General features: G+C 64.1%; 22 protein-coding genes. 5 read left to right on the forward strand and 17 right to left on the reverse strand.

Annotated elements, in window-relative coordinates; genetic code table 11:
• The first annotated feature begins 214 nt into the window (after positions 1-214).
• The gene (locus tag VUG52_RS04865; protein WP_028689614.1) at positions 215-1,798 is read left to right on the forward strand and encodes a peptide chain release factor 3; all 1,584 of its coding nucleotides are present in this window, start codon (positions 215-217) and stop codon (positions 1,796-1,798) included.
• Between the two features lie 159 nt (positions 1,799-1,957).
• Here VUG52_RS04865 and VUG52_RS04870 read toward each other — a convergent pair whose 3' ends face one another.
• The 13 genes from VUG52_RS04870 to VUG52_RS04930 form a co-directional block, all read right to left on the reverse strand.
• Positions 1,958-3,037 (reverse strand): polyamine ABC transporter substrate-binding protein, encoded by a 1,080-nt coding sequence (locus VUG52_RS04870; RefSeq protein WP_050704062.1) that lies wholly within the window; start codon positions 3,035-3,037, stop codon positions 1,958-1,960.
• 52 nt (positions 3,038-3,089) lie between these two features.
• Positions 3,090-3,431, reverse strand: a complete 342-nt coding sequence (locus tag VUG52_RS04875; RefSeq protein WP_050704063.1) for a cupin domain-containing protein — start codon at positions 3,429-3,431, stop codon at positions 3,090-3,092.
• 33 nt (positions 3,432-3,464) lie between these two features.
• Positions 3,465-4,871, reverse strand: a complete 1,407-nt coding sequence (locus tag VUG52_RS04880) for an NAD(P)/FAD-dependent oxidoreductase (RefSeq protein WP_331832483.1) — start codon at positions 4,869-4,871, stop codon at positions 3,465-3,467.
• A gap of 65 nt (positions 4,872-4,936) precedes the next feature.
• Entirely contained in the window at positions 4,937-5,746 is an 810-nt protein-coding gene (locus VUG52_RS04885; RefSeq protein ID WP_050704065.1) for an AraC family transcriptional regulator, read from the reverse strand.
• A gap of 366 nt (positions 5,747-6,112) precedes the next feature.
• Positions 6,113-7,081 (reverse strand): peptide ABC transporter ATP-binding protein, encoded by a 969-nt coding sequence (locus VUG52_RS04890; protein ID WP_050704066.1) that lies wholly within the window; start codon positions 7,079-7,081, stop codon positions 6,113-6,115.
• A complete protein-coding gene (locus tag VUG52_RS04895; protein WP_331832484.1) occupies positions 7,081-8,049 on the reverse strand; it encodes an ABC transporter ATP-binding protein in 969 nt (322 codons plus the stop codon). Before VUG52_RS04895 ends, VUG52_RS04890 begins: the two co-directional genes overlap by 1 nt.
• Positions 8,050-8,059: 10 nt before the next feature.
• A complete protein-coding gene (locus VUG52_RS04900; protein WP_046854276.1) occupies positions 8,060-8,986 on the reverse strand; it encodes an ABC transporter permease subunit in 927 nt (308 codons plus the stop codon).
• Positions 8,987-8,996: 10 nt separating this feature from the next.
• Positions 8,997-10,007: an ABC transporter permease subunit gene (locus VUG52_RS04905; RefSeq protein ID WP_028689623.1), complete on the reverse strand. Its 1,011-nt coding sequence runs from the start codon at positions 10,005-10,007 to the stop codon at positions 8,997-8,999.
• Between the two features lie 77 nt (positions 10,008-10,084).
• Positions 10,085-11,680, reverse strand: a complete 1,596-nt coding sequence (locus tag VUG52_RS04910; protein ID WP_050704067.1) for an ABC transporter substrate-binding protein — start codon at positions 11,678-11,680, stop codon at positions 10,085-10,087.
• Positions 11,681-11,752: 72 nt separating this feature from the next.
• Complete coding sequence (locus VUG52_RS04915; protein ID WP_050704068.1) at positions 11,753-13,132, reverse strand: OprD family porin; 1,380 nt, start codon at positions 13,130-13,132, stop codon at positions 11,753-11,755.
• Between the two features lie 157 nt (positions 13,133-13,289).
• Positions 13,290-14,882, reverse strand: a complete 1,593-nt coding sequence (locus VUG52_RS04920) for an ABC transporter substrate-binding protein (protein WP_050704069.1) — start codon at positions 14,880-14,882, stop codon at positions 13,290-13,292.
• Positions 14,883-15,094: 212 nt separating this feature from the next.
• Positions 15,095-16,720 (reverse strand): ABC transporter substrate-binding protein, encoded by a 1,626-nt coding sequence (locus VUG52_RS04925; RefSeq protein ID WP_050704070.1) that lies wholly within the window; start codon positions 16,718-16,720, stop codon positions 15,095-15,097.
• A 311-nt stretch (positions 16,721-17,031) separates the two neighbouring features.
• The gene (locus tag VUG52_RS04930) at positions 17,032-17,754 is read right to left on the reverse strand and encodes an SIMPL domain-containing protein (protein WP_050704071.1); all 723 of its coding nucleotides are present in this window, start codon (positions 17,752-17,754) and stop codon (positions 17,032-17,034) included.
• Positions 17,755-17,955: 201 nt separating this feature from the next.
• Here VUG52_RS04930 and VUG52_RS04935 point away from each other — a divergent pair, with 201 nt between their 5' ends.
• The gene (locus VUG52_RS04935; protein ID WP_050704072.1) at positions 17,956-19,215 is read left to right on the forward strand and encodes an ATP-binding protein; all 1,260 of its coding nucleotides are present in this window, start codon (positions 17,956-17,958) and stop codon (positions 19,213-19,215) included.
• Positions 19,212-19,772 (forward strand): response regulator transcription factor, encoded by a 561-nt coding sequence (locus VUG52_RS04940; RefSeq protein ID WP_028689629.1) that lies wholly within the window; start codon positions 19,212-19,214, stop codon positions 19,770-19,772. The genes VUG52_RS04935 and VUG52_RS04940 overlap by 4 nt, the downstream gene beginning before the upstream one ends.
• 163 nt (positions 19,773-19,935) lie before the next feature.
• Here VUG52_RS04940 and VUG52_RS04945 read toward each other — a convergent pair whose 3' ends face one another.
• Together VUG52_RS04945 and VUG52_RS04950 are read right to left on the reverse strand one after the other, a co-directional pair.
• Positions 19,936-20,124, reverse strand: coding sequence for a hypothetical protein (locus VUG52_RS04945; RefSeq protein ID WP_050704073.1), 189 nt, complete (start codon positions 20,122-20,124; stop codon positions 19,936-19,938).
• A 14-nt stretch (positions 20,125-20,138) separates the two neighbouring features.
• The gene (locus VUG52_RS04950) at positions 20,139-21,773 is read right to left on the reverse strand and encodes a hypothetical protein (RefSeq protein WP_050704074.1); all 1,635 of its coding nucleotides are present in this window, start codon (positions 21,771-21,773) and stop codon (positions 20,139-20,141) included.
• A gap of 190 nt (positions 21,774-21,963) precedes the next feature.
• Between VUG52_RS04950 and VUG52_RS04955 the strand changes: the two genes are divergently transcribed.
• Together VUG52_RS04955 and VUG52_RS04960 are read left to right on the forward strand one after the other, a co-directional pair.
• Positions 21,964-22,905, forward strand: coding sequence for an AEC family transporter (locus tag VUG52_RS04955; RefSeq protein ID WP_050704075.1), 942 nt, complete (start codon positions 21,964-21,966; stop codon positions 22,903-22,905).
• Positions 22,906-23,115: 210 nt separating this feature from the next.
• Entirely contained in the window at positions 23,116-24,471 is a 1,356-nt protein-coding gene (locus tag VUG52_RS04960) for an amino acid permease (RefSeq protein ID WP_028689633.1), read from the forward strand.
• A gap of 1,044 nt (positions 24,472-25,515) precedes the next feature.
• On the opposite strand, the gene VUG52_RS04965 is transcribed toward VUG52_RS04960, so the two are convergent.
• Positions 25,516-25,902, reverse strand: coding sequence for a carboxymuconolactone decarboxylase family protein (locus tag VUG52_RS04965; RefSeq protein ID WP_050704077.1), 387 nt, complete (start codon positions 25,900-25,902; stop codon positions 25,516-25,518).
• Positions 25,903-25,912: 10 nt separating this feature from the next.
• Positions 25,913-26,956, reverse strand: coding sequence for a calcium/sodium antiporter (locus VUG52_RS04970; RefSeq protein WP_050704078.1), 1,044 nt, complete (start codon positions 26,954-26,956; stop codon positions 25,913-25,915).
• Positions 26,957-26,976: the final 20 nt, after the last annotated feature.

Raw genomic sequence — 26,976 nt, forward strand, 5'->3', positions numbered from 1 at the left:
ACCAGGCTAACGCTTGAGCGATCACGGGCCTTTTCGCGGGTAAACCCGCTCCCACAGGATCCCCGCAGTCTTTGAGTCTTGTGCAACTCCTGTGGGAGCGGGATTACCCGCGAAGAGGCCGGAACAGGTGCATTGGCTTCAGCAGATTTTGGCCCATGCCCCGACTTCAGGTATGATATCGCCCCTTTTTGAATCCCCAGTCAGGCGATTTCCCATGACCAACCAGGCCGCCGAAGTCGCGAAGCGCCGCACTTTCGCAATCATTTCCCACCCCGACGCCGGTAAGACCACCATCACCGAGAAGCTCCTGCTGATGGGCAAGGCGATCTCCGTCGCGGGTACCGTGAAGTCGCGCAAGTCCGACCGCCACGCCACCTCCGACTGGATGGAAATGGAGAAGCAGCGCGGCATCTCCATCACCACCTCGGTGATGCAGTTCCCCTACCGCGAGCACATGATCAACTTGCTCGACACCCCCGGTCACGAGGACTTCTCGGAAGATACCTACCGCACCCTGACCGCGGTGGACTCGGCGCTGATGGTGCTCGACGGTGGTAAGGGTGTAGAGCCGCGCACCATCGCCCTGATGGACGTCTGCCGCCTGCGCGACACGCCGATCGTCAGCTTCATCAACAAACTCGACCGTGACATCCGCGACCCGATCGAACTGCTCGACGAGATCGAGGCGGTCCTGAAAATCAAGGCCGCGCCGATCACCTGGCCGATCGGTTGCTACCGCGACTTCAAGGGTGTGTACCACCTCACCGGCGACTACATCGTCGTCTACACCCCGGGCCACGGCCACGAGCGCACCGAAGCCAAGATCATCCAGAACCTCGATTCCGACGAGGCCCGCGCGCACCTGGGCGACCAGTATGATTCCTTCGTCGAGCAACTGGAGCTGGTGCAGGGTGCCTGCCACGAGTTCAACCAGGACGAATTCATCAACGGCCAGCTGACTCCGGTGTTCTTCGGTACCGCCCTGGGCAACTTCGGTGTCGACCATGTGCTCGACGCGGTCGTCGACTGGGCGCCGCGCCCGCTGGGCCGGGTGGCCCATGAGCGTACCGTGGAGCCCGTGGAAGAGAAGTTCACCGGCTTCGTGTTCAAGATCCAGGCGAACATGGACCCGAAACACCGCGACCGCATCGCCTTCATGCGCATCTGCTCGGGCAAGTACGAGAAGGGCATGAAGATGCGCCATGTGCGGATCAACAAGGACCTGCGCATCGGCGATGCGCTGACCTTCTTCTCCTCCGAGCGCGAGCAGCTGGAAGAGGCCTATGCCGGCGACATCATCGGCCTGCACAACCACGGCACCATCCAGATCGGCGACACCTTCACCGAAGGCGAGGCACTGGGCTTCACCGGTATCCCGCACTTCGCCCCGGAGCTGTTCCGCCGCGTGCGCCTGAAGGACCCGCTGAAATCCAAGCAGCTGCGCCAGGGCCTGCAGCAGCTGGCCGAAGAGGGCGCGACTCAGGTGTTCTTCCCTGAGCGCAGCAACGACATCATCCTTGGCGCGGTCGGTGTGCTGCAGTTCGATGTGGTCGCCAGCCGCCTGAAGGAAGAGTACAAGGTCGAGTGCGCCTACGAGCCGATCACCGTCTGGTCGGCGCGCTGGATCAGCTGCGACGACAAGAAGAAGCTCGAGGAATTCCAGAACAAGGCCATGGAGAACCTGGCCATCGACGGCGGCGGTCACCTGACCTACCTGGCCCCGACCCGGGTCAACCTGTCGCTGATGGAAGAGCGCTGGCCGGACATCAAGTTCCGCGCGACTCGCGAGCATCACTGATTCTGAAGGCCTGCACTTGACCCTGTAGGAGCGGCCTTGTGCCGCGAAAGGGCCGCAAAGCGGCCCCAGCGATCTTTGATTAACATTGAATCCTGGGGCCGCTACGCAGCCCTTTCGCGGCACAAGGCCGCTCCTACAGGGGCCGCATAATACCCGCAATCAATTCCCCGCTTTTATGCTGGTCCAGATCCGCGTCCTGATGCGATCGATCTTCGCCGGCATCGCCTCCAGCGCATACAACTTGCCCATCACATCCGCGCTCGGGTAGATCATCGTGTTGCCCTTCATCGCCGGGTCCACCAGCGCGTCCGCCTGCTGGTTGCCATTGGCGTACTGCACGAAGTTGCTGATGTTCGCCATCACCTCCGGCTGCAACAGATAGTTCATATACGCGTACCCGGCTTTCTCATTGGGCGCATCGGCCGGCATGGCGACCATGTCGAACCACATCGGCGCGCCTTCCTTCGGGATCGAGTAGCCCACCTTCACCCCGTTCTTCGCCTCCTCGGCGCGGTTCTTCGCCTGCAGCACGTCTCCCGAGAAGCCCACCACCAGGCACACGTCGCCATTGGCCAGGTCGCCGGTGTACTTCGAGGAGTGGAAGTAGCTGATGTACGGTCGCACCTTCATCAGCAACGCCTTGGCCTTGTCGTAGTCCGCCGGGTTCTGGCTGTGGTGCGGCAGGCCCAGGTAGTGCAGGGCGATCGGTAGCAGCTCGGGGCCGTTGTCCAGCACCGCCACGCCGCAGCTCTTGAGCTTGGAGAGGTATTCGGGCTTGAAGAACAGGTCCCACGAATCGATGGGCGCGTTGTCGCCGAGCACCGCCTTGACCTTGTCGATGTTGTAGCCGATGCCGGTGCTGCCCCACAGGTAGGGGAAGCCGTACTGGTTGCCCGGGTCGTTCACCTCCAGCGCCTTGAGCAGCACCGGGTTGAGGTTCTTCCAGTTCGGCAGCTGCGACTTGTCCAGTTTCTTCAGGGCCTTGCCCTGGATCTGCCGGGCCATGAAGTGGTTGGAAGGGAACACCACGTCGTAGCCGGAGTGGCCGGTCATCAGCTTGCCGTCGAGTGTCTCGTTGCTGTCGAACACATCGTAGGTGGGCACGATGCCGGTGGTTTGCTGGAAGCTCTTCAGGGTGTCCGGGGCGATGTAGCTCGACCAGTTGTAGATCTTCACCGAGTCGGCGGCGCCGGCAACGCTTGCGGCCAGCATCAGGGGAGCGAGAAGGAGCGTGCGCATGTCGGGGTTACCTTGCTTTGTCTGTTGTTATCGAAGGCAGGCGATCAGCGGATCAGAAAATCAGGACGTAGGTCTTGCGCACGGTCTCCTGGATATCCCAGGTGCCGAGGCTGTTGGCCGGTAGCATCAGGGCGTCTCCGGCTTCTATGAGTAGCGGCTCGCCGCCGTCTGGGGTGAAGGTGCAGCGGCCCTTGATGAAGTGGCAGAACTCCTGTTGCACGATCTGCCGCCGCCAGCGCCCCGGGGTGCACTCCCAGATCCCGGTCTCGACGCCGTCATTGCGTTCGACGCAAGTGACCGAGGTGACCGCGACCGGCTCGCCGAGGGGCACGGCGACCGGGGTGGAACTGTCCAGGATGACGCTGTCGGTGTGCTTGAACTGGGTGATGCTCATGACCGGTGGATCCTGTGTGGTGATGAAGGGAAGTCAGTGCATGAAGCCTTCCATGAAGTCGGCCAACCCGCTGGCCAGGCGCCGCCGCCAGGGGGCGCTGGCTGGGTTGGCGAGGGTCCGGTCCTCGTGGACGAAACTCTGGATGATCGCGTTGTAGCCCAGCCAGCGGCAGGGCTCCGGTGGCCAGCTGGCCAGGCTCGACAGTGGGCGGTTGTCGTGCACCCAGGGCTGGGCGGTGAGCGCGTTGTGCTGGCCAAGGATCAGTGCCGCCAGGGTGCGTCCGCCCAGGTTGGTGGCGCCGACGCCTTCGCCGCCGTAGCCGCCGGACAGGGCGATGCCGCGTTGGCGATCGCACAGCATGTGCGGGCGGAAGCGCCGGGCCATGCCCAGGTTGCCGCCCCAGGAGTGGGTGATGCGCACATGCTTGAGCTGCGGGAACAGTTCGCCGAACAGGTTGCGGCGCAGCTCGATCTCGTTGTCGGTGAGGGTGAAGTCCTCGCGCAAGCGACCACCGAAGCGGTAGCCGCCGCGGGCGCCGAACACCAGGCGGTTGTCGGCGCTGCGCTGGCCATAGGTGACCTGGCGGCTGTTTTCGCTGAAGGCCTGGCCCTGGCTCAGGCCGATCTGTTCCCAGGTCGACTCGGGCAGCGGTTCGGTGGCCACCAGCAGGCTCTGCACCGGCAACTGGTGCCGCCCGAGGGGGGGCAGGCTGGCGGCGTAGCCTTCGACGGCCGGCACCACCCAGTGGCTGCGGATGCGTGCCAGCGGGGTGCGCACTTCGCCGGTCTGCCAGTCGACGGCCGGGGTGTTCTCGTAGATCGGCACGCCCATGGCTTCGACCGTCCGCGCCAGGCCGCGCACCAATCTGGCCGGTTGGATCGTGGCCACATGCGGGCTGTAGAGGGCGCCGTAGGGGTTGCTCACCTTCAACTGGGCATCCAGCTGTTCGGGGCGCAGCCAGCGGTAGTCGTCTTCGTTCATGCCCTGGCGGTAGAGGTCATCGAGCCAGGCGCGCAGGCTGCGCTCCTGTTCCGGGTAGCGAGCGGCGCAGTACAGCACCCCGCCCTTGCGGTAGTCGCAGGCGATGCCTTCGCGCAGCAGCACGTCGTGGACTTCGTCGGGGATGCCGTGCAGCAGGTCGATGCTTTCACGCCGCTGCTGCGGGGAGAGCGTGGCTAGCAGGCGATCCTCACCCAGCAGGTTGCCCATCAGCCAGCCGCCGTTGCGCCCGGAGGCACCGAAGCCGGCGATGTTGGCCTCGATCACGGCGATGTTCAGCTGCGGTGCCTGGCGCTTGAGGTAGTAGGCGGTCCACAGGCCGGTGTAGCCGGCACCGATGATGCACACATCGACATCGAGGTCCTGGCGCAGGGCCGGGCGCGCGCACAGGGGCTCGTCGAGCTGGTCCATCCACAGGCTGATCGTGCGCAGGGGTTGCATCGGGTCGGGCTCCACATCCGGTCAAGGTCTGTGGACGATCCTAGTGAAGCGCGAGGTGGGCTGTCTTACGTGCGTGCACGCAGGGAAATTTGCTTGAGGTAGGCCTTGGGCGACAGGCCGGTGTGCTCGCGAAAGCACTTGTAGAAGGCCGACAGCGAGTTGAAGCCTGCGTTGAACGCCAGTTCGTCGATGGGCGTGCGGGCACTGCCGGCGCCGAGGCTGGCCATCAGGTGTTGCAGGCGTGCCTGGTTGACGTAGCGGTAGAAGCTCTGGCCGAGCACCTGGTTGAGCAGGTAGGAGATCTGGTTGCGGCTGTAGCCGCTTTCGTCGGCGACCTGCTGCAGGTCGAGTTCCGGGTCGAGATAGGGGCGTTGGGCCTGGAAGTAATGCTCCAGGTCCTGGGCCATGGTCGACAGCTGGCGCGGTGACAGGCCCAAGCGGCTGGTGGCCGGACGCGGGCCGCCCGGCAGCCTGGCGTTGCCGCCCTGGCGTACCAGGGTGGCGTATTCGTTGACCCGCCAGATCAGCCCGTCCCTGACCGTGATCGCTTCGCTGGACTGGAACGCCACCAGCCCCTCGCCACCCTGGACCGTGACCTGGTACTGGATGAACGCGGTGCAGCCGTCGACGCGGATGCGGTCGCTGTGGACGATGTCCTCGCCGGCTTCATGGGGCAGGCAGGCGCGCACGTAGTCACGCAGCTCGTCGAAGCCGAGCACGCGGTTCTGGAAGAAGTCGTGGTACTGGATGTCCGGGTGGTAGAGCGCCATCACCCCGTCCAGGTCGCGATGCTTCCAGCACAGGTGGTAGCGCATGACGGTGTCGGCGGTGAGCGGGGTCTGCCCGGGGCCGTCGGGGAGGGGAGTGGCGGTCATGGGCTCGATAGTGCATTGCAGAAAACCCAGGCGCAAGGCCACGGATCCGGCATTTTGCACGGTTTTCCGGAGCAGTTAACGGCTAAGGGCTTGATTCGTATGAATGTAATTTTTTGATACGGCTGGCATGGGGGCTGCACTTCTTTTGATCAACACCGAACGAGGAGAACGGCCATGCGCTCGATACTGCTGTGGATGATTGGGGTGCCGATTCCGGTGATCATCCTGATCTGGTTCTTTATGCATTGAGATCACTGGGGCCGCTTTGCGGCCCTTTCGCGGCACAAGGCCGCTCCTACAGGCGGTTGCGTTCCCCTGTAGGAGCGGCCTTGTGCCGCGAAAGGGCTGCGAAGCAGCCCCAGCTATCTAGAGGAACTGCTCGGCATAGTGGCAAGCCACCTGCCGCGTACTCACCTGCCGCAACGCCGGCACTTCCTTCGCGCAACGCTCGGTGGCATACGGGCAGCGTTTGTGGAACGCGCAGCCATCCGGCGGATTCAACGGGTTGGGAAGCTCACCGGCAATGCGGATCTTCGGCTTCAGCGGATCCGGATGGATCGCCGGGGTCGCCGACAACAGCGCCTGCGTGTACGGGTGCAGCGGCTTGTCGTAGATATCCTCCTTCGGCCCCATCTCCGCCGGCCGCCCCAGGTACATCACCAGCACTTGGTCGGCCACATGGCGTACCACCGCCAGGTTGTGGGAGATGAACACGTAGGCGGTGTTGAACTCCTTCTGCAGGTCCATGAACAGGTTCAGCACCTGAGCCTGGATCGACACGTCTAGGGCCGAGGTCGGCTCGTCGGCCACCAGCACCTTGGGTTGCAGCATCATCGCCCGGGCCAGGGCGATACGCTGGCGCTGGCCGCCGGAGAACATGTGCGGGTAGCGCTGGTAGTGCTCGGGGCGCAGGCCCACCTGCTCCATCATCTTCTGCACTTTCTCGCGGCGCTCGGTCTTGCTCAACGAGGTGTTGATCAGCAGCGGCTCGGCGAGCTGGTCGCCGATCTTCTGCCGTGGATTGAGCGAGGCGTAGGGGCTCTGGAACACCATCTGCACGTCGCGGCGCAGTTGCTTGCGCTGGTCCTTGCTGGCGCCCTTGACCTCATGGCCGGCGATCTGCAGCGAGCCGGAGGAGGGTTCCTCGATCAGGGTCAGGGCCCGGGCCAGGGTCGACTTGCCGCAGCCGGACTCACCGACCACGGCCAGGGTCTTGCCGGCCTCCAGTTCGAACGACACGCCATTGAGCGCGCGGACCAGCGCATGGCCCTTGAACATGCCGCGGGAGACTTCGTAGTGGCGGGTCAGCTCACGAGCGGAAAGAACGACGGCCATCACGCCACCTCCTGGTTCAGCGGATAGAAGCAACGCACCAGGCTGTGGGCCTGGGGATCGAGGGCCGGGCGCTGCCGGCGGCAGTTTTCCTGCACATAGGGGCAGCGCGGCGACAGCAGGCAGCCCTGCGGACGGTCATAGCGGCCGGGGACGATGCCGGGCAGGGTGGCCAGGCGCTCGGCGCCGATGCTGTGATCGGGGATGGCCGCCAGCAGCGCTTCGCTGTACGGGTGGGCGGGGATGTCGAACAGCTCCGGCACCTGGCCGACTTCGACGGCCTGGCCCGCGTACATCACGCACACGCGCTTGGCGGTCTCGGCGACCACGGCCAGGTCGTGGGTGATGAGAATGAGCGCCATGTTGCGCTCTTTCTGCAGGTTGACCAGCAGCTCCATGATCTGCGCCTGGATGGTCACGTCCAGGGCCGTGGTCGGTTCGTCGGCGATCAGCAGCTTCGGTTCGCCGGCGATGGCCATGGCGATTGCCACGCGCTGGCTCATGCCGCCGGACAGCTGGTGCGGGTAGGCGTCCAGGCGGCTTTCGGCGGCCGGGATCTCGACCTTCTTCAGCAGTTCCAGGGCACGCTGGCGCGCGGCCTTGCCTTTCAGGCCAAGGTGCTGGCGCAGCACTTCCTCGATCTGGTAGCCCACGGTGTAGCTGGGGTTGAGCGCGGTCATCGGGTCCTGGAAGACCATGGCGATGTCCTTGCCCACCACCTTGCGGCGCTGACGGCCGCTGAGCTTGAGCATGTCGATGCCGTCGAAATTGAGCACGTCGGCGGTGATGCGCCCGGGGGCGTCGATCAGGCCCATCAGGGCCATCATGGTGACCGACTTGCCGGAGCCGGACTCGCCGACGATGGCGAGGATCTCGCCGGCGTCCACGCTCAGCTCGAGTCCGTCCACCACGGGCACGGCATTGGCGTCGCCGAAGCGCACGTTCAGGTTGTTGATCTGCAACAGTGACATGGCGTTCTCCTCAGGCGGCGTTCTTGAGTTTCGGGTCCAGCGCGTCGCGCAGGCCGTCGCCCATCAGGTTGATTGCCAGCACACTGAGCAGGATGGTCAGGCCAGGCAGGCTCACCACCCACCAGGCGCGCTCGATGTAGTCGCGGGCCGAGGCCAGCATGGTGCCCCACTCGGGGGTCGGTGGCTGGACGCCGAGGCCGAGGAAGCCCAGGGCGGCGGCGTCGAGGATCGCCGAGGAGAAGCTCAGGGTGGCCTGGACGATCAGCGGCGCCATGCAGTTGGGCAGCACGGTGACGAACATCAGGCGTGGCAGGCCGGCGCCGGCCAGGCGCGCGGCGGTGACGTAGTCGCGGTTCAGCTCGCCCATCACCGCGGCGCGGGTCAGGCGCACGTAGGAGGGCAGCGAGACGATGGCGATGGCGATCACCGTGTTGATCAGGCCAGGGCCGAGGATGGCGACGATGGCCACGGCCAGCAGCAGCGACGGCAGGGCCAGCATCACGTCCATCAGGCGCATGATCGAGGGGCCGAGGATCTGCGGGAAGAAGCCGGCCAGCAGGCCCAGCAGGATACCCGGTATCAGCGACATCACCACCGACGACAGGCCGATCAGCAGCGACAGGCGGGCGCCCTGGATCAGGCGCGAGAGCAGGTCGCGGCCCAGTTCGTCGGTGCCGAGGATGAACTGCCAGGTGCCGCCTTCGAGCCACACCGGCGGGGTGAGCAGGAAATCGCGGTACTGCTCGCTGGGATTGTGCGGCGCGACCCAGGGGGCGAACAGGGCGCAGAACACCACTAGGCACATGAAGGCCAGGCCGGCCACCGCGCCCTTGTTGCGCGAGAAGGCCTGCCAGAACTCTTTGTACGGCGAGGGGTAGAGCAAGCTTTGGTCAACCACGCTGGGCGGGGTGACGGATTTCGGAATCGGGCTGGTCATGGCGGAGTCCTCAGCGCTGATGACGGATGCGTGGGTTGGCCAGGCCGTAGAGGATGTCCACGACGAAGTTGACCAGGATCACCAGGCAGGCGATCAACAGGATGCCGTTCTGGACCACGGGGTAGTCACGGGCACCGATGGCCTCGATCAGCCATTTGCCGATGCCCGGCCAGGAGAAGATGGTTTCGGTGAGCACGGCGCCGGCCAGCAGCGTGCCGACCTGCAGCCCGAACACGGTCAGTACCGGGATCAGCGCGTTGCGCAGGCCGTGGATGAACACCACGCGCGACGGCGACAGGCCCTTGGCGCGGGCGGTACGGATGTAGTCCTCGCGCAGCACTTCGAGCATCGACGAACGGGTCATGCGGGCGATCACCGCCAGCGGGATGGTACCCAGCACGATGGCCGGCAGGATCAGGTGCATCACCGCGTCCTTGAACGCGCCTTCCTCGTCGCTGAGCAGGGTGTCGATGAGCATGAAGCCGGTTTTCGGCTCGATGTCGTAGAGCAGGTCGATGCGCCCGGAGACCGGCGTCCAGCCCAGGCTTACCGAGAAGAACATGATCAGGATCAGGCCCCACCAGAAGATCGGCATCGAGTAGCCGGCCAGCGAGATGCCCATCACCCCGTGGTCGAACAGCGAGCCGCGCTTGAGCGCGGCGATCACCCCGGCCAGCAGGCCGATGACCCCGGCGAACAGCAGGGCGGCCATGGCCAGCTCCAGCGTTGCCGGGAACAGGGTGAGGAATTCGTTCCATACGCTTTCACGGGTGCGCAGGGATTCGCCGAGGTCGCCCTGGGCGAGCTTGCCGACATAGTCCAGGTACTGGGCCGGCAGCGGCTTGTTCAGGCCCAGGCGCTCCATGGCCTGGGCGTGCATTTCGGGGTCGACCCGGCGTTCGCCCATCATCACTTCGACCGGGTCGCCGGGGATCAGGCGTATGAGCGCGAAGGTCAGCAGGGTGATACCGAAGAACGTCGGGATCAGCAGACCCAGGCGTCGGGCAATAAAACTCAACATTGTCAGGGGTACCTCATCAGCCGGTAACGGCAGTGCCGCCGGGGCCTCTTGCACAAGGTCCGGCGGCTGTTGTTGTTCTACTTCACCTTGGTGGTGGCGAAGTTGTTGTTGGTCAGTGGGTTGATCACATAGCCTTCGACGTTCTCGCGCATGGCGGTGAACATTTTCGGGTGGGCCATGCTGATCCACGGCTGGTCTTCATCGTACACCGCCAAAGCCTCGTTATAGAGCTTGGCGCGTTCGTCGTTGTCGATCACTTCGCGGGCGCGGGTGATCAGGTCCTGGAATTTCTGGTTGCACCAGCGTGCATAGTTCTCGCCGCTCTTGACCGCATCGCAGCTGAGCATCGGCGTGAGGAAGTTGTCCGGGTCGCCGTTGTCGCCGGCCCAGCCCGCCGACACCAGGTCGGCCTCGCCCTTCTTGGCGCGACGCAGCATCTCGGCCCATTCCATCACGCGGATGTCGAGCTTGATGCCGATCTTGGCCAGGTCGGACTGGAGCATTTCGGCCGACAGGCGGGGGTTGGGGTTGGTCGGGCCGCCGCCGTTGCGGGTGAACAGGGTGATCACCGTGCCTTCCGGCACGCCGGCTTCCTTGAGCAGGGCGCGGGCCTTGTCGAGGTCGTGGGGCGGGTTCTTGTTGTCGGTGTTGTAGCCGATCATGGTCGGCGGGTACGGGTTGACGCCCGGCAGCGCGTTGCCCTTGCCGAACAGCTGGTCGACGTGGGTCTGGCGGTCGAAGGCCATGTTGATCGCCTTGCGCACGCGCACGTCGCTCAGGTACTTGTGCTGGGTGTTCATCGAGATGTAGCCGGTGACCAGCGCCTCGATCTCGGCGACCTTGAGTTTCGGATCGGTCTTGATGCCCGGCACGTCGTCAGGCTTGGGATACAGGGCGATCTGGCACTCGTTGGCGCGCAGTTTCTGCAGGCGCACGTTGCTGTCGGTGGCGATGGCGAAGATCAGCCCGTCGGCCGGCGGCTTGCCGCGGAAGTAGTCCGGGTTGGCCTTGTAGCGAACCTGGGCATCCTTGCTGTAGCGCTGGAACACGAACGGGCCGGTGCCGACCGGCTTGCTGTTGAGGTCGGAGGTCTTGCCGGTCTTGAGCAGCTGGTCGCCGTACTCGGCGGAGTAGATCGAGGTGAAGGCCATGGCCAGGTCGCGCAGGAAGGGCGCTTCCGGGCGGGTCAGGGTGATCACCACGGTGTGGTCGTCGGTCTTCTCGACCGACTTGAGCAGGTCCTTGAAGGCCATGCTCTCGAAATAGGGGTAGCCGACGCTGGTCTTGTCGTGCCACGGGTGGTCTTTCTTCAGCTGGCGGTTCAGGCTCCACAGCACGTCATCGGCGTTGAAGTCGCGGGTCGGGGTGAAGTAGTCGGTGGTGTGGAACTTGACGCCTTCGCGCAGATGGAAGGTATACACCAGCCCGTCGGGGCTGACTTCCCAGCTCGTGGCCAGGGCCGGCTGGATCTCGGTGGTGCCGGGCTTGAAGTCGACCAGGCGGTTGAAGATGGCCTCGGCCGTGGCGTCGGCGGTGACGGCGGTGGTGTACTGGACGATGTCGAAGCCTTCCGGGCTGGCTTCGGTGCACACCACCAGCGGCTTGGCCGCCAGATTCGATGCGGCGCCCAGGATGACGGCTGCCAAGGCAGCACGTAGCGGTAGCATTTTCATGGAACCTCCCTGCAGTGCTAGTTCCAGCGTAGCCGCCACGGCCCGTGGGGAGTCGGGCCGTGGCGCCAACGGTCAGAGGATGTTGAACGGAATGGTGGTGACGACGCGGAACTCGTCGAGGCTGCCGTCGCTCTGTGCCTTGCTCGCACGGTGGGCGGTATAGGTGGCGCGGATGGTGGTGTCCTTCAGCATGCCGCTCTGTACCGCGTAGCTGGTGCCGATGCCCCACTCGTAGTGGTTCTCGCCGTCCTGGCCACGGACGTCATAGGCGGTGCCCTTGTAGTGGGTACCGTCGATGTCCCAGCCGCGGGCGTTGTAGACGTTGAACTTCAGGCCCGGCACGCCATACGGCGCCATGTTCAGCACATAGCTGATCTGCAGGGATTTTTCGTTCGGGCCGTTGAAGTCCGACAGCAGGGAGTTGGCCAGGTAGATGCCGTTGGTTTCGTGCAGGTAGTCGAAGTACTCGTTGCCGTTGACCTGCTGCCAGGAGGCGGTGAGGGTGTGGGCCTGGTGGGTCAGGCCGAACGACAGGCTGTAGGTGTCGTTGTCGATCTCGCCCATCTTCTTGCTGCCTTCGTCCACGGTCTTGTAGTAGTTCAGACCGGTGGTCAGGCTCAGCACCGCGCTGTCACCCAGCACGTGGTTGGCGCCGAAGTAGTACTGGTTCCAGAAGTCCTCGACCTTGGTGGCGTAGAGGCTGGTGGTCAGGCTCTTGAGCGGCTGGTAGTTGATGCCGACGGTGCTGGCGCGGTCGGTTTCCCTGCCGTTGCCGTATTCGCTGCGGAACTTGCTCAGGCTCTGCTCGGTACGCGGCGAGACGCGGTCGAAGGTACCCACGTCGAACGACAGGTTCTCGAACTCGGCGCTGTGCAGGAACGCGCCCTGGAAGCTCGAAGGCAGCGCACGGTTGCCGATATAGGCGATCATCGGCGTGTCCACCGACTGGCGGCCCACGGTCAGCGTGGTGTTGGAGATGCGCGCCTTGACGTTGCCCAGGCCCATCTTGCTCCACTGGCCGATCGGATCGCCGTCGCTGTGGGTCAGCGTACGGTTGTTCGGGCCGGCCACGGCGGCGCGGCCCTGCTCGAGGGCGATGGCGTTGTAGGCCGCGGCCTCGACGGCGAAGCCCACGGTGCCTTCGGTGAAGCCCGAACTGTAGTTGAGGATGGTGCCCTGGACCCAGTTGTCACGGCTGTGGGTGTCGTGGCGGCTGCCGTCGCTCTTGGTGTACTTCCACAGCGGCGCGCGGGTGGCGCGTTCGCGGGCGTACCAGTTGCGGGTGCTGCCAGACAGGCTCTGGCCATCGATGAAGCCCTTGGCCTCGGCCTGCTCACTGCTGGACTTGAGCGCGATCGGCACGAAGTCCTGGCTCATCGGTTCGGCCTGGGCGAGGGCGCAGAAGGCGCCCACGGACAAGGCCAGTGCGGTGGTGGTGGTACGAATCAACATGAAAGCTCCCTGATATTTTTTTAGTTATCACCCGACCTCGTGGGCCGGGCTTGTCACGGTGACGCGGTACTGCAGTGTCTGCCTTGGGGTTGCCAGGCAAATCCGGGCTGCACGCGGACGCGGGAGTGGGTCGCACCCCCGGCCGGGCGATACAGGGTCAATCGATGCTGACGCCGGAGAAAACGTTGCGTCCGAAGGGGCTGACCTTGAAGTCTTTCACGCTGATGCTCAGCGGCTGGTTGACCGTGGAGTGCGCGACCGGGGTGATCGGCACCTGTTGCTTGAGGCGTTGCTGGGCTTGTTCGTAGAGGCTGGTGCGCTGGTCGCGATCGGTGACCTGCTTGGCTTTCTTGACCAGGGCGTCGTACTGCGTGTCGCACCACAGCGAGTAGTTGTTGCTGCCGATGGCGTCGCAACTGAACAGCGTGCCCAGCCAGTTGTCCGGGTCGCCGTTGTCGCCGGTCCAGCCGATCAGGGCGATATCGTGCTCGCCGTTCTTCATGCGCTTGAGGTATTCACCCCACTCGTAGCTGACGATGCGCACCTTGAAGCCGAGCTTGCTCCAGTCGGACTGGAGCATTTCGGCCATCAGCTTGGCATTGGGGTTGTAGGGGCGCTGCACCGGCATGGCCCACAGGGTGATCTCGGTGCCTTCCTTGACCCCGGCCTGCTTGAGCAGCTGCTTGGCTTTTTCAGGATCGAAGGGCGCGTCCTTGATCGACTTGTCGTAGGACCACTGGGTCGGCGGCATGGCGTTCGACGCGGCTTGGCCGGCGTCCTGGTAGACCGCCTCGATGATGGCTTTCTTGTTCACCGCCATGTCCATGGCCTGACGCACTTCCAGCCGGTCGAACGGCGGGTGCTGGGTGTTGTAGGCGATGTAGCCGAGGTTGAAGCCGGGCTGGGTCATCACCTGCAGCTTGCCGTCGCCCTTGAGCGCTGGTAGGTCGGCCGGGCGTGGATGCAGGGTGATCTGGCACTCGTTGCGGCGCAGCTTCTGGATGCGCACCGACGGGTCGACGTTGATGGAGAACACCAGGTTGTCGATCTTCACCCGGTCCGGCGCCCAGTAGTCCTTGTTGCCCTTGAAGCGGATCTGCGAATCCTTCTGGTAGCGCTGGAACACGAACGGGCCGGTGCCGATGGGCTTCTGGTTGATGTCGCTGGCCTTGCCGCCGGCCAGCAGGTGCTCGGCATACTCGGCGGAGAGGATCGAGGCGAAGGCCATGGCGATGTTCTGCAGGAACGCGGCGTCGACCTTGTTGAGGGTGAAGACCACGGTCAGCGGGTCGGTCTTCTCGACCTTGGCGATGTTCTTGTCCAGGCCCATGCTGATGAAGTACGGGAACTCGGTGGGGTAGGCCTGGCGGAAGGGATGGTTCTTGTCGAGCATGCGGTTGAAGGTGAACAGCACGTCGTCGGCGTTGAAGTCGCGGGTGGGCTTGAAGTCCTTGTTGGCATGGAACTTCACCCCGGGGCGCAGGTGGAAGGTGTACTTCAGGCCGTCCTCGGACACCTGCCAGTCGGTGGCCAGGCCCGGCTGCACGGCGGTGCCGCCACGCTCGAACTCGACCAGGCGGTTGTAGATCGGCTCGGCGGCGTCGTTGTCGGTGGCCGCGGTGTACTGTGCGGTGTCGAAGCCCGCCGGGCTGCCCTCGGAGCAGAACACCAGGTTGTTGGCGAGGCTCGTCGGTGCCTGGCTCAGCAGGCCGAGGGCAAGCAGGGTGGAACACAGTGTGGTCAGGCGCATGGCAGATCCTTTGTCCGTCTTTTTCGGGCCGCGACAGGCAAAACGCGGCTGCAACATCCCGGTCCTGACGATAGGTGCGCCAGAATGTGGGAGCCAGGGTTCGCTACTGATTTGGGTGCGGGAGCGTTCCGGCGAGCGTGAGGGAATTGCCCTACGTATCGCCCGGTCGTGTCATCGTCCCGCCGGCAAGCCCGGCGGGACGATCACGGCCGTTACTTGCTCACGCTGACCCCGTAGAAGGAGTTCAGGCCGAAGGGGCTGATCTTGAAGTCCTTCACGGACGTGCTCATTGGCTGATACACGGTGGAGTGGGCGATCGGGGTGATCGGCACCTGCTCCTTGAGGATGTGTTGCGCCTGCTTGTACAGCTCGGTGCGCTTGGCCTGGTCGGGGGTGGCCTTGGCCTGCTTGATCAGGTCGTCGTAGGGCTTGAAGCACCACTTGGAGAAGTTGTTGCCGCTCATGGCGTCGCAGCTGTACAGGGTGCCGAGCCAGTTGTCCGGGTCACCGTTGTCGCCGCTCCAGCCGATCAGCATGGCACCTTGCTCGCCGCCCTTGGAACGCTTGATGTACTCGCCCCATTCGTAGCTGACGATCTTGGCCTTGATGCCGACCTTGGCCCAGTCGGACTGGAGCATTTCGGCCATCAGCTTGGCGTTGGGGTTGTACGGGCGCTGCACGGGCATGGCCCACAGGGTGATCTCGGTGCCTTCCTTGACGCCGGCCTCCTTGAGCAGCTGCTTGGCTTTCTCAGGATCGTACTTGGCGTCCTTGATCGTGGTGTCGTAGGACCACTGGGTCGGCGGCATGGCGTTGACCGCCAGCTGGCCGGCGCCCTGGTACACCGACTCGATGATCTGCTGCTTGTTGACGGCCATGTCCAGCGCTTCGCGCACCTTGAGTTGCGACAGCGGGTTGGCGTCGTTGCTGCCCTTGACCTTGTCCATCACGTTGTAGGCGATGTAGCCGAGGTTGAAGCCGGCCTGTTCAGGCATCTGCAGCTTCTTGTCTTCCTGCAGCGGCTTGATGTCGGCCGGGCGCGGGAACAGGGTGACCTGGCATTCGTTCTTCTTGAGCTTCTGCATGCGCACCGAGGCGTCGGTGCTGATGGCGAAGATCAGGTTGTCGATCTTGACGTCTTCGGGCTTCCAGTAGTCCTTGTTGCCCTTGTAGCGGATCTGCGCGTCCTTCTGGTACTTGCTGAACACGAACGGGCCGGTGCCGATCGGCTTCTGGTTGATATCGGCGGCCTTGCCCTGCTTGAGCAACTGATCGGCGTACTCGGCGGACTGGATCGAGGCGAAGCTCATGGCCAGGTTCTGGATGAACGCGGCGTCGACGTCGTTGAGGGTGAACTTCACGGTGTGCTCGTCGACCTTCTCGAGCTTGGCGATGTTCTTGTCCATGCCCATGTCGGTGAAGTACGGGAATTCGGTGGGGTAGGCCTTGCGGAAGGGGTGGTCCTTGTCGAGCATGCGGTTGAAGGTGAACAGCACGTCATCGGCGTTGAACGCACGGGTTGGCTTGAAGTACTCGGTGGTATGGAACTTCACGCCTTCGCGCAGGTGGAAGGTGTAGGTCTTGCCGTCATCGGAAACCTCCCATTGGGTAGCCAGGCCCGGAATGACCTTGGTACCGCCGCGCTCGAACTGGGTCAGGCGGTTGAACATGGTTTCGGCGGAGGCGTCAAAGTCGGTCCCGGTGGTGTACTGGCCAGGGTCGAAACCGGCCGGGCTGCCTTCGGAGCAGAACACCAGATTGGTCGCGGCGTGGGCGAACGGTGCGCCGGCTAGCAAGCCTGCGCCAACCAGGAACGGAATGACTGCGTGTTTGAGCATGGTGGCCTCATTGTTGTCATTTTTCGAATTGAGGCGGCCTCGTGAGCCGACCTGCGGATACTTATGCAGGGGGTGTTCCCAATGCAACACTCAGCGGGATGGTTGGCGCCAAAATAGTGGTACGGACGTACATGGATGTCGCATCCATATAACTTTGGCGAATGTTGATCGTTTGCGCGGGAGAAAAGGGCGAAAATTACAAGATATTTCGCCCTTTATGTGACAAGCAGACGCACCCGTTTGGTGCGTAGGAAAGGTCTGAAACTGCTGTCCGAGACGCTTTACGCGACTCGGACATCCAGTTGGAGGGTTCAGGGGACCTGGACTTCGATCAGGCCATCGGCACTCATGCTGACTTCGCTGGTGCCCGCCTCGATATCCGGTGCCGGTGCGGCCTCGTCGGCGGCGCCCTTGGCCATCATCGCCATCGGTGCGCTACGCAGGTACGGACGTGGGTAGCCGCTGCTGTTGAGGTTCAGGCTGACCACCTTGTAGCCTTTGCCGCCGAGGGCCTCGGTGGCCAGCTGGGCGCGGGCCTTGAAGGCGGCGACGGCGTCCTTGAGCAGCTCGTCCTCATTGGACTTGCGCGTGGCCGGGGCGATGGAGAAGTCCATGCCGCCCATTTTCAGATCCTGCAGCAGCTCGCCGGTGAGCTTGGACAGGGCCGGGAAGTCGGCGCCTTCCAGGCGCAGCTCGGCGCGCTCGCGCCAGCCGGTGATCTTCTGGCCCTTGGTGTCGTAGATCGGGTAGCTGTTGCGGCTGCCCTGGCTGATCTTCACATCCTTGACCTGGCGGGCCTGCTGCACGGCCTTGTTCATGGTCTCGGTGATCTCCTTGGCGAGCTTGCCCGGGTCGCTGTTCTGGGCTTCGCTGTACAGCGTCACGACCATCAGGTCGCGCGCCACTTCCTTGCTGACTTCGGCGCGCAGCGACACCTGGTTGTAGCGAGGCTCATCGGCCGCCAGGGCCGGCAGGCTGGCGAGCATGCCGCAGGACAGGGCAACGGCGGCGGCGCCGCGACGGGAAATGTGCATGTGGAGCTCCTTGGCAAGGTAAGGCGTGGATGAGGACATCCGTTCCACGCATGGCCGATCAGACCGGCAACAGTGTAGTGGGTTCAAAAATGCCATCATGAGTCTGTGACAAACTGTGGCGCTTTGCCGCATCGCTGCAGCGAGGCGCCCGGCTTCGGTATACTCCAGCCGATTTTCCTGGAGCACTCATTGGGAGAGCTCATGCTCGCCGTCGCACAACCGTTGTCCGCTACACGCCAGAACCTCTGGCGCCTGACCTTCATCCGCATTCTCGTGCTGGCGGCCCAGGCCGGCTCCGTGGGCGTGGCCTACTGGACCGAGCTGCTGCCGTTGCCGTGGTTCTCGCTGGCGGTGACGCTGGCGCTGTCGTCGCTGCTGTGCGCGTTCACCGCCCTGCGCCTGCGCTTGTCGCTGCCGGTCACCGAGCTCGAATACGCCCTGCAGCTGGCCTGCGATCTGCTGATCCACAGCGCCCTGCTTTATTACTCGGGCGGTTCGACCAACCCCTTCGTCTCTTATTACCTGGTGCCGCTGGCGATCGCCGCAGTGACGCTGCCATGGATCTACTCGCTGGTGCTCTCGGGCATCGCCCTGGTGGCCTACAGCTTGCTGCTGGTGCAGTACTACCCGTTGGAAACGCTGCCGCTGGCGCGTGACACCATGCAGGTCTACGGCATGTGGCTGAGCATTGCCCTGGCTGCCGGGGTGATCACCTTCTTCGCCGCGCGCATGGCCGAGGAGCTGCGTCGGCAGGAGAACCTGCGTGCCGAGCGGCGCGAGGAGAGCCTGCGCGACGAGCAACTGCTGGCCGTGGCCACCCAGGCCGCTGGCGCCGCCCATGAGCTGGGCACGCCGCTGGCGACCATGAGCGTGCTGCTCAACGAGATGCGTCAGGATCATGCCGACCCCCTGTTGCAGGAAGACCTGCAGATCCTTCAGGACCAGGTCAAACTGTGCAAGGAAACCTTGCAGCAACTGGTGCGCGCCGCCGAGGCCAACCGGCGCCTGGCGATCGTCGAGCAGGATGTCACCGCCTGGCTGGACGAGGCGCTCAACCGCTGGCACCTGATGCGTCCGGAGGCCAGCTATCGCTTCCAGCGCCTGCGCGATGGCGTGGTGCCGCGGCTGACACCGCCGCCGGACCTGACCCAGGCGCTGCTGAACCTGTTGAACAACGCCGCCGATGCCTGCCCGGACGACCTGGAGGTGCGCCTGGACTGGGACGCCCAGGACATCGTCATCAGCATCCGCGACCATGGCCCCGGCGTGCCGCCGGCCATCGCCGAGGCGATCGGCAAACCCTTCATTACCACCAAGGGCAAAGGCTTCGGCCTGGGCCTGTTCTTGAGCAAGGCCAGCGTGACGCGTGCGGGCGGTTCGGTGAAACTCTATAGTCATGAGCAGGGTGGCACCCTGACCGAATTGCGCCTGCCCCATGGCAAGCGAGGAGATGCAAGATGAGCGAAGAAAACCAGGTCGAAGGCGAAGAACTGCCGCACCTGCTGCTGGTGGATGACGACGCCACCTTTACCCGGGTGATGGCCCGAGCCATGGCCCGTCGCGGGTTCCGCGTGAGCACTGCGGGTTCCGCCGAGGAAGGCCTGAAGCTGGCCGAGCAGGACCTGCCGGACTACGCCACGCTGGACCTGAAGATGGAAGGCGACTCTGGCCTGGTGCTGCTGCCCAAGCTGCTGGAGCTGGACCCGGAGATGCGGGTGGTGATCCTGACCGGCTACTCGAGCATCGCCACGGCGGTCGAGGCGGTCAAGCGCGGAGCCTGCAACTACCTGTGCAAGCCGGCGGACGCCGACGATGTGCTGGCGGCGCTGCTCTCGGAGCACACCGACCTGGACACCCTGGTGCCGGAAAACCCGATGTCGGTGGATCGCCTGCAGTGGGAGCATATCCAGCGGGTACTGAGCGAGCACGAAGGCAACATTTCCGCCACGGCGCGGGCGCTGGGCATGCACCGGCGCACGCTGCAGCGCAAGTTGCAGAAGCGCCCGGTGCGGCGCTGACGCACATTCCTGTAGGAGCGGCCTTGCGCCGCGAAAGGGCTGCGCAGCAGCCCCGATCTCGGTGGAACGCTGAAACCGCCGGGGCCGCCTTGCGGCCCTTTCGCGGCGCAAGGCCGCTCCTACAGGGATTGCGCATGGCCCGATGAGAGGCCCCCGCCTTCTATCAGGCTTTCACCCCCGAGCGGTCAACCCGCACCGCCAGCTGCCCAGCCCCCGATGGGGCCTCGAACGCCACCTGTCCCCCTGCCGGCACTTTCGCCCGGCCAATTACCTTGCCAGCACGCAGCAACTCCAGCGGCATGCCTTCCATCGACTGGCCCGAAGCCAGTTCCAGTTTGATCTTGATAGTCATCGGTAACCTCCTTGTCACGCGTTGCGATCGATATAGAGCGTGGTCTTGCCGTCCAGGCTGGCGATCAGTTCCGGTGAACCGCCGCGGAACTGGCGGAACAGATTGCGCCCGCGCTGCTTGCCGTCCGCTGGCACCTGCACGCTCGGGTGGAACTGGTCGGTCAACTCGACATAGGCGCTCCACGGGCCGATATACGACTCGTTGAGCTGGTCGGTGATGCTGAAGGCGTAGCGCACCGCGTTGCCCCGCTGCCAGTTCAGGCCATCGGGCTCGCGGCGCTCCCAGCCGGTGATCGCCGGCGAGGCAGCCGGGGCATCGATGAAGCCGGTGGGCTTGTTCGGCTTGTAGTCCTTGAGCAGCAGGTAGGTGCTCCAGCCCCACCAGTCGCCGATGCGGTTGCGATCGTTGAGGTCGTTGACATCCTTGCGCCGCAGCACGGTCTTGCCGTCCTGGAAGTACAGCGGGGCGAAGTTGCCGGGCACCAGGTCCTGCTCGGCGGCCCGCAGGTCGGGCGCCAGGCGCAGCGCCGCGAAGTCCTTCGCCGCCGGCGCGCGACCTTCGGCGAAGGCCTGGAACACCTCGTCGGCCGAGCGTTGCACGGCGCGGCCCACCTGGCGACGGTTGGCCACATCGACGCTGTCGAAGTAGCGCTTGTCGCCGTAGGCGCGCCATTGCTCGCCTTCGGCATTACGCACGGCCAGGCCGTACTTGCTGTCCTCGTCGTGCATGAAGCGCGAGATCAGCGAGCCGACGTCACTCGGCGTGACGGTATCGGCCAGGGCCTTGCGCGGCACCCGCAGGTGGCCGGCGGAGAACAGGTCGGTGAGGAAGTGGTCGGCGAAGGCGTTCATCGCGTAGGCCAGTTGCAGGTCGCGCTCCTCGCCGCTGGCGCGGGCTTTCAGCGCCTGTTGCAGGGCGGCGGCGTGGCCGGCCTGGTAGGCCGCCAGCGCCCAGGGGCCGAAGTGATCCCAGTTGCTGGCGGCCAGTTTCAGGTAGCGGCCCAGGGGAAATAGGTCGGAGGCGAAGCTGCCGCCACCGGTGATGCGGTTCCAGCGCGCCGACAGGCTGTCACCCAGCGCGTCATAGGCCTCGTGGGGCTGGCGGCCGTCCTTGATGGCCTGGTTGGCGGCGCCGATTTCTTCCTGCATGACCGCAAGGATCTGTTCGGCTTCCGCCTTGGCCGCCGGCAGGCGCGCCAGGGAGTCGAAGGCCTGGGTGAAGCGTTCGATCCGCTCGGCGTCGTTGGCGCCATCGGCGATCGGGCGCTCGGGCAAGCCGTAGAAGTCGCCGCCCAGGGCAATCACCTGGCCATAGGTCAGGCTCAGGCCGTTGGGCAACGGCAGCGGCGACTGGTGGGCGGGGATACCCGGTTGACCTGCTTCAAAGCGCAGCAGGGTGTTGTCGCCGATGGCGGTGTGTTCGCCGCCTTCGAAGAACAGCTCCGGTCCGCGCCGTGCGGATGGGCCGCGCGCCGGTGGCGGCGCAAGGCGGTGGTACTTGACGGTGTGATGGCCATGCATGACCAGCACCAGATGGCTGTCGCTGCCGGGCAGGGCGACGCCCTGTTCCTCGAACAGTTGCTCGAGGTCGGCGACCACCAGCGTTGCCTGGGCCTTCGCGGCCGCAGGCATTGTGTGCATTCCTGACATGATTTGCTCCTTGCAATGTCCGGATAATCCATTTTTATACTGTATGCATATACAGTAATCCGTACTATATTCAGGAAAATTCCTACGTCAAGACCTCTTTGTGCGGGTATCTGGCTGCTGTGGCGGGCGCAACTCCCCCGGCACTCACGTATGATGGCGCCCCTGACGGTATTTCCCGGGAACACGTTGCATGCTTGCCCTTCTCATCCAGACACTGAACATCACGGCCCCTGTGTTCGCCATGCTGTTCATGGGCGTGCTGCTCAAGCGCATCCGCTTGATCGACGACAACTTCAACCGGGTCGCCTCGAAGCTGGTGTTCAACGTGTGCATGCCAGCGCTGCTGTTCCTCGGCATCTACCACGCCGATCTGGCGTCGGCGGTGAAGCCTGGGGTGATCCTCTACTTCGTGGTCGCGACACTGGCGTGTTTCGGCCTGGCCTGGGGCCTGGCGATCTGGCGCTGCCCGCGGGCGGACCGGGGCGTCTACACGCAGGGCGCGTTTCGCGGCAACAACGGCGTGATCGGCCTGGCACTGGCGGCCAGCCTGTATGGCGACTACGGTATATCCCTCGGCGCGGTGCTGGCCGGGTTGGTGATCCTCATGTACAACTCGCTGTCGGCGGTGGTCCTGGCGGTGTACAGCCCGGACCTGAAGTCCGACCCGTGGAGCATCTGCAAGAGCATCCTCAGCAACCCGTTGATCATCAGCGTGCTGGTGGCCACGCCCATGGCGTATGGCCAGGTGCCGCTGCCCAACTGGCTGCTGACCTCGGGGGACTACCTGGCGCAGATGACCTTGCCGCTGGCGCTGATCTGCATCGGCGGCACCCTGTCACTGGCGGCGCTGCGCGACAGTGGCCGGTTGGCCATCGACGTCAGCCTGGTGAAGATGGTCTGGCTGCCGGTGCTGGGAACGCTTGGCGCCTGGTTGTGCGGTTTTCGCGGTGCGGAGCTTGGCATTCTGTTCCTTTACATCGGCAGCCCCACCGCGGCGGCCAGTTATGTGATGGCGCGGGAGGCCAACGGTAACCATGAGCTGGCGGCATCGATCATCGTGATCACCACGCTGATGGCCGCCGTCACCACGAACATCGGGATTTTCTTCTTGCAATGGGGTGGATGGATTTAGTGTGGTGTTTCACAAATAACGACCATAATTCGCGGCGCTTTTTGCGCTCATGCGGCGTTGTCGCTCCTCGCCGTAGCTGGGCTACGACTCGTCGCGACGCCTTGCCTGAGCACAAAAATCGCTCGCGACTTATTGGCCGTATTTGTAAAACACCACACTCGTCCAGTTGCAAGCAAAACCAATAACACTGCCTCACCTAAAGGACACTTCATGCAAGACCAGAGCACGCCCGAGCGCTTGCAGCGCGGGCTGAAGAATCGCCATATCCAGCTGATCGCGCTGGGCGGGGCCATCGGCACCGGGCTGTTCCTGGGCATCGCCCAGACCATCCAGCTGGCCGGCCCGTCGGTGTTGCTGGGCTACGCCATCGCCGGCCTGATGGCCTTCCTGATCATGCGCCAGCTGGGCGAGATGGTGGTCGAGGAGCCGGTCGCCGGCAGCTTCAGCCATTTCGCCCACCAGTACTGGAGCGAGTTCGCCGGTTTCGTCTCGGGCTGGAACTACTGGGTGGTCTACGTGCTGGTCGGCATGGCCGAGCTCACCGCGGTGGGCATCTATGTGCAGTACTGGTGGCCGGACTTCCCCACCTGGGCCACGGCGGCGATCTTCTTCGTGGTGATCAACGCGATCAACCTGACCCAGGTGAAGGTGTACGGCGAAATGGAGTTCTGGTTCGCCCTGGTCAAGGTGGTGGCGATCGTCAGCATGATCGGCTTCGGCGCCTGGCTGCTGACCAGTGGCCACGGTGGGCCGGATGCCAGCGTCGCCAACCTTTGGCAGTACGGTGGCTTCTTCCCCAATGGTGTCACCGGGCTGATCATGGCCCTGGCGGTGATCATGTTCTCCTTTGGTGGCCTGGAGCTGGTGGGCATCACCGCCGCCGAGGCGGCCAACCCGCGTGAGAGCATCCCGAAGGCCACCAACCAGGTGGTCTATCGCATCCTGATCTTCTACATCGGCGCGCTGGCCGTGCTGCTGTCGCTGTATCCGTGGCAGAAGGTGGTGCAGGGTGGCAGTCCGTTCGTGATGATCTTCCACGAGCTGGACAGCGACCTGGTTGCGACGATCCTCAACGTTGTGGTGCTGACCGCCGCGCTGTCGGTCTACAACAGCTGTGTGTACGCCAACAGTCGCATGCTGTTCGGCCTGGCCACGCAGGGTGACGCGCCGCGCCAGCTGCTCAAGGTCAGCCGTCGTGGCGTGCCGCTCACCGCGCTGGGCGTGTCGGCCTTCGCCACTGGTCTGTGCGTGGTGATCAACTACCTGATGCCGGGCGAGGCCTTCGGTCTGCTCATGGCTCTGGCGGTGTCGGCACTGGTGATCAACTGGGCGAGCATCAGCATTACCCACCTGAAGTTCCGCAAGGCCAAGCTGGCGGCGGGTATCCAGCCGTTCTACCGGAGCCTGGGGCATCCGCTGACCAACTACCTGTGCCTGGCGTTCATCGTGTTGATCCTGGTGGTGATGTACCTGACGCCGCCGATTCGTATTTCGGTGATGTTGATTCCGGCGTGGATTGCTGTGTTGTGGGTGGCATTCCGGATCAAGAAAGCGCGGCAGGCCTGATTTTATCTAGTTCGGTTTCGGGATGTTCATGGCGTCCTGAAACCGAGCAGGCTTGGATGGCGTATTATGGTCCTTCAAGTTTGTTTTCAATCTCTCGGTTGCCATCGCAGGCAGTTAACACATTGCCAATGATCTAACCTCCAACTTCGCATCTCGTGATCGTGATCTTGATCTTGATCTTGATCTTGATCTTGCTGTTGCTTCTAAGTGCGCGATAGTTCAGGCGACGCCAATTGCGACTTCAGGAGGCCGAGCGGAGTTCTTGCGAAGGGAGGTGACGGGCATGGATGCCCGTCAAGCGCTGCGCCCCAGGATGGGGCGTTCAGCGCGGTCCTCCCGGGAGCAAGAACGGAGCGAGGGGACCCCGGAGCGAAGCGTAGGGGCCGGATGAATGGAGCGAGGATTTTTTGGTTCCTTTTTGATCCTTCAAAAAGGGACCCGCCGTAAGGGCGGAAAGGTGACTATACGTCGCCATCGCAAATGAATGCGCATATAACTTTCAAAACACACGCTCTGAAAGTCAAAGTCAAAGTCAAAGTCAAAGTCAAAGTCAAAGTCAAAGTCAAAGTCAAAGTCAAAGTCAAAGTCAAAATCGGTCGGCGCGGGTTTCTACAGGTGCAAGCGCATTCATTTACGATGTCGACGCATAGTCACCCTTTCGCCCCCCGGCGAGTCACTTTTTGTCAAACGCGACAAAAAGTAACCAAAAAACGCTGCGCTCCATTCATCCGGCCCTCCGCTTCGCTCCGGGTCCCCTCACTCCGGCCTTGCTCCCGGGAGGACCGCGCTGCAGGGCCCATCCTGGGCCCCAGCGCTTGACGGGCATCCATGCCCGTCACCTCCCTCCGCAAGGCCTGCGTTCGGCCTCCTGAAGTCGCGAAGGCACGGGCGGCGCCTGGGCTGGCGCAGCTTTCGCTAGCTGACAGGGTGGCTAATCTTCCGGTCGCCAAGCGGTATGGATCACCTACGGGTTACACAGAAGTTCACTCACATAGGTGACAGTCATGACGGGGGAAAAGCAGTTTGCATAGTCAGTGCACGCCCTTAGTCCGTAGAGCTCGCCTGATAGCTATCAATCACTTCCTGCGCCGCCCGAAACGCATCAATCGCCGCCGGCACCCCGGCATACACCGCGCAATGCAGCAGCGCCTCGCGGATCTCCTCAACGGTGCAACCGTTGTTAAGCGCCCCGCGTACGTGCCCCTTGAGCTCCTGCGGGCACTTGAGCGCGGTCAGGGTGGCCAGGGTTATCAGGCTGCGGGTCTTCAGCGGCAACCCATCACGGGCCCAGATACTCCCCCAGGCATGTTCGTTGACGAAGTCCTGCAGCGGTTGGGTGAACGCGGTCGCATTGCCCAGGGCGCGATCGACGAAGGCATCACCCATCACCTGGCGACGAATGCTTTCGCCGGTCTGTTTCGTGTCAGCCATGTTGTTTTCCTTAGTGTTGGCGGCGCCAGGCACGAGCCGTGGTGTACAGCAGCACGACCCCGAGCACGGGCATCACATAGAACAGCATCAATCGTTCAAGGCGTCCGGCCAGCGGCATGCCGGTGGTGAAGGCCACCACATGCAGGCCGTAGGCCAGGTACAGGCACAGGAACACCAGGCCTTCGGCGCGGGTGACCCGGTAGCCGGAATAGAACACCGGCAGGCACAGGGCGGCGACGCCGAGCATCACCGGCAGGTCGAAGTCCAGGGCGTTGGGTGAGATCGACAACGGCTCGGGGGTGATCACCGCCGTGAGCCCCAGCACCGCCAGCAGGTTGAACAGGTTGCTGCCGATCACCGTGCCCACGGCGATCTCCCGTTCGCCGCGCAGGGCCGCGATCAGCGCGGCGGCCAGCTCCGGCAACGAAGTGCACACAGCCACCACGGTCAGGCCGATGATGCGTTCGGACAGGCCCAGGTCGGTGGCCACCTCGATCACTGCCTCGAGCAACAGGTGGCCGGCCAGGCTCAGGAGGCCCAGGCCCACGACAACTTGCAGCACTGTCCTGCTCCAGAAGCGCAGCGGGCTGCCGTGTACGGTGCTCGGCGCGGGGTAGGTGCGGGCGTAGTGGCGTGACTGATGCCAGAGCATGGCCAGGTAGCCCAGCAGGCCGAGCAGCAGCAGGCCGCCTTCCAGGCGACCGAGTTGGCCGTTGAGCGCTAGCAGGTACACCAGGGCGCTGGCCAGGATCATCAGTGGGATGTCCAGGCGCACCAGTTGACGCGACACGCGCAGCGGAATGATCAACGCCGCCAGACCGAGGATCACCAGCACGTTGAAGATGTTGCTGCCAACGACACTGCCCAGCGCCACGTCCGGCGCGCCCTGGTAGGCGGCCTGCAGGCTCACGGTCAGCTGTGGCGCGGTACTGCCGAAGGCCACCAGGCTCAGGCCGATGATCAGCGGGCGCACGTGCAGGCGGCCGGCCAGGCGCAGGGCGGCACGCACCAGCAGTTCGGCGCCGATGATCAGCAGCACGAGGCCCAGGCCCAGTTGCAGCAGGCTGAAGGCGG

Source organism: Pseudomonas sp. LH21, assembly GCF_036549575.1.
Classification (GTDB): domain Bacteria; phylum Pseudomonadota; class Gammaproteobacteria; order Pseudomonadales; family Pseudomonadaceae; genus Aquipseudomonas; species Aquipseudomonas peradeniyensis.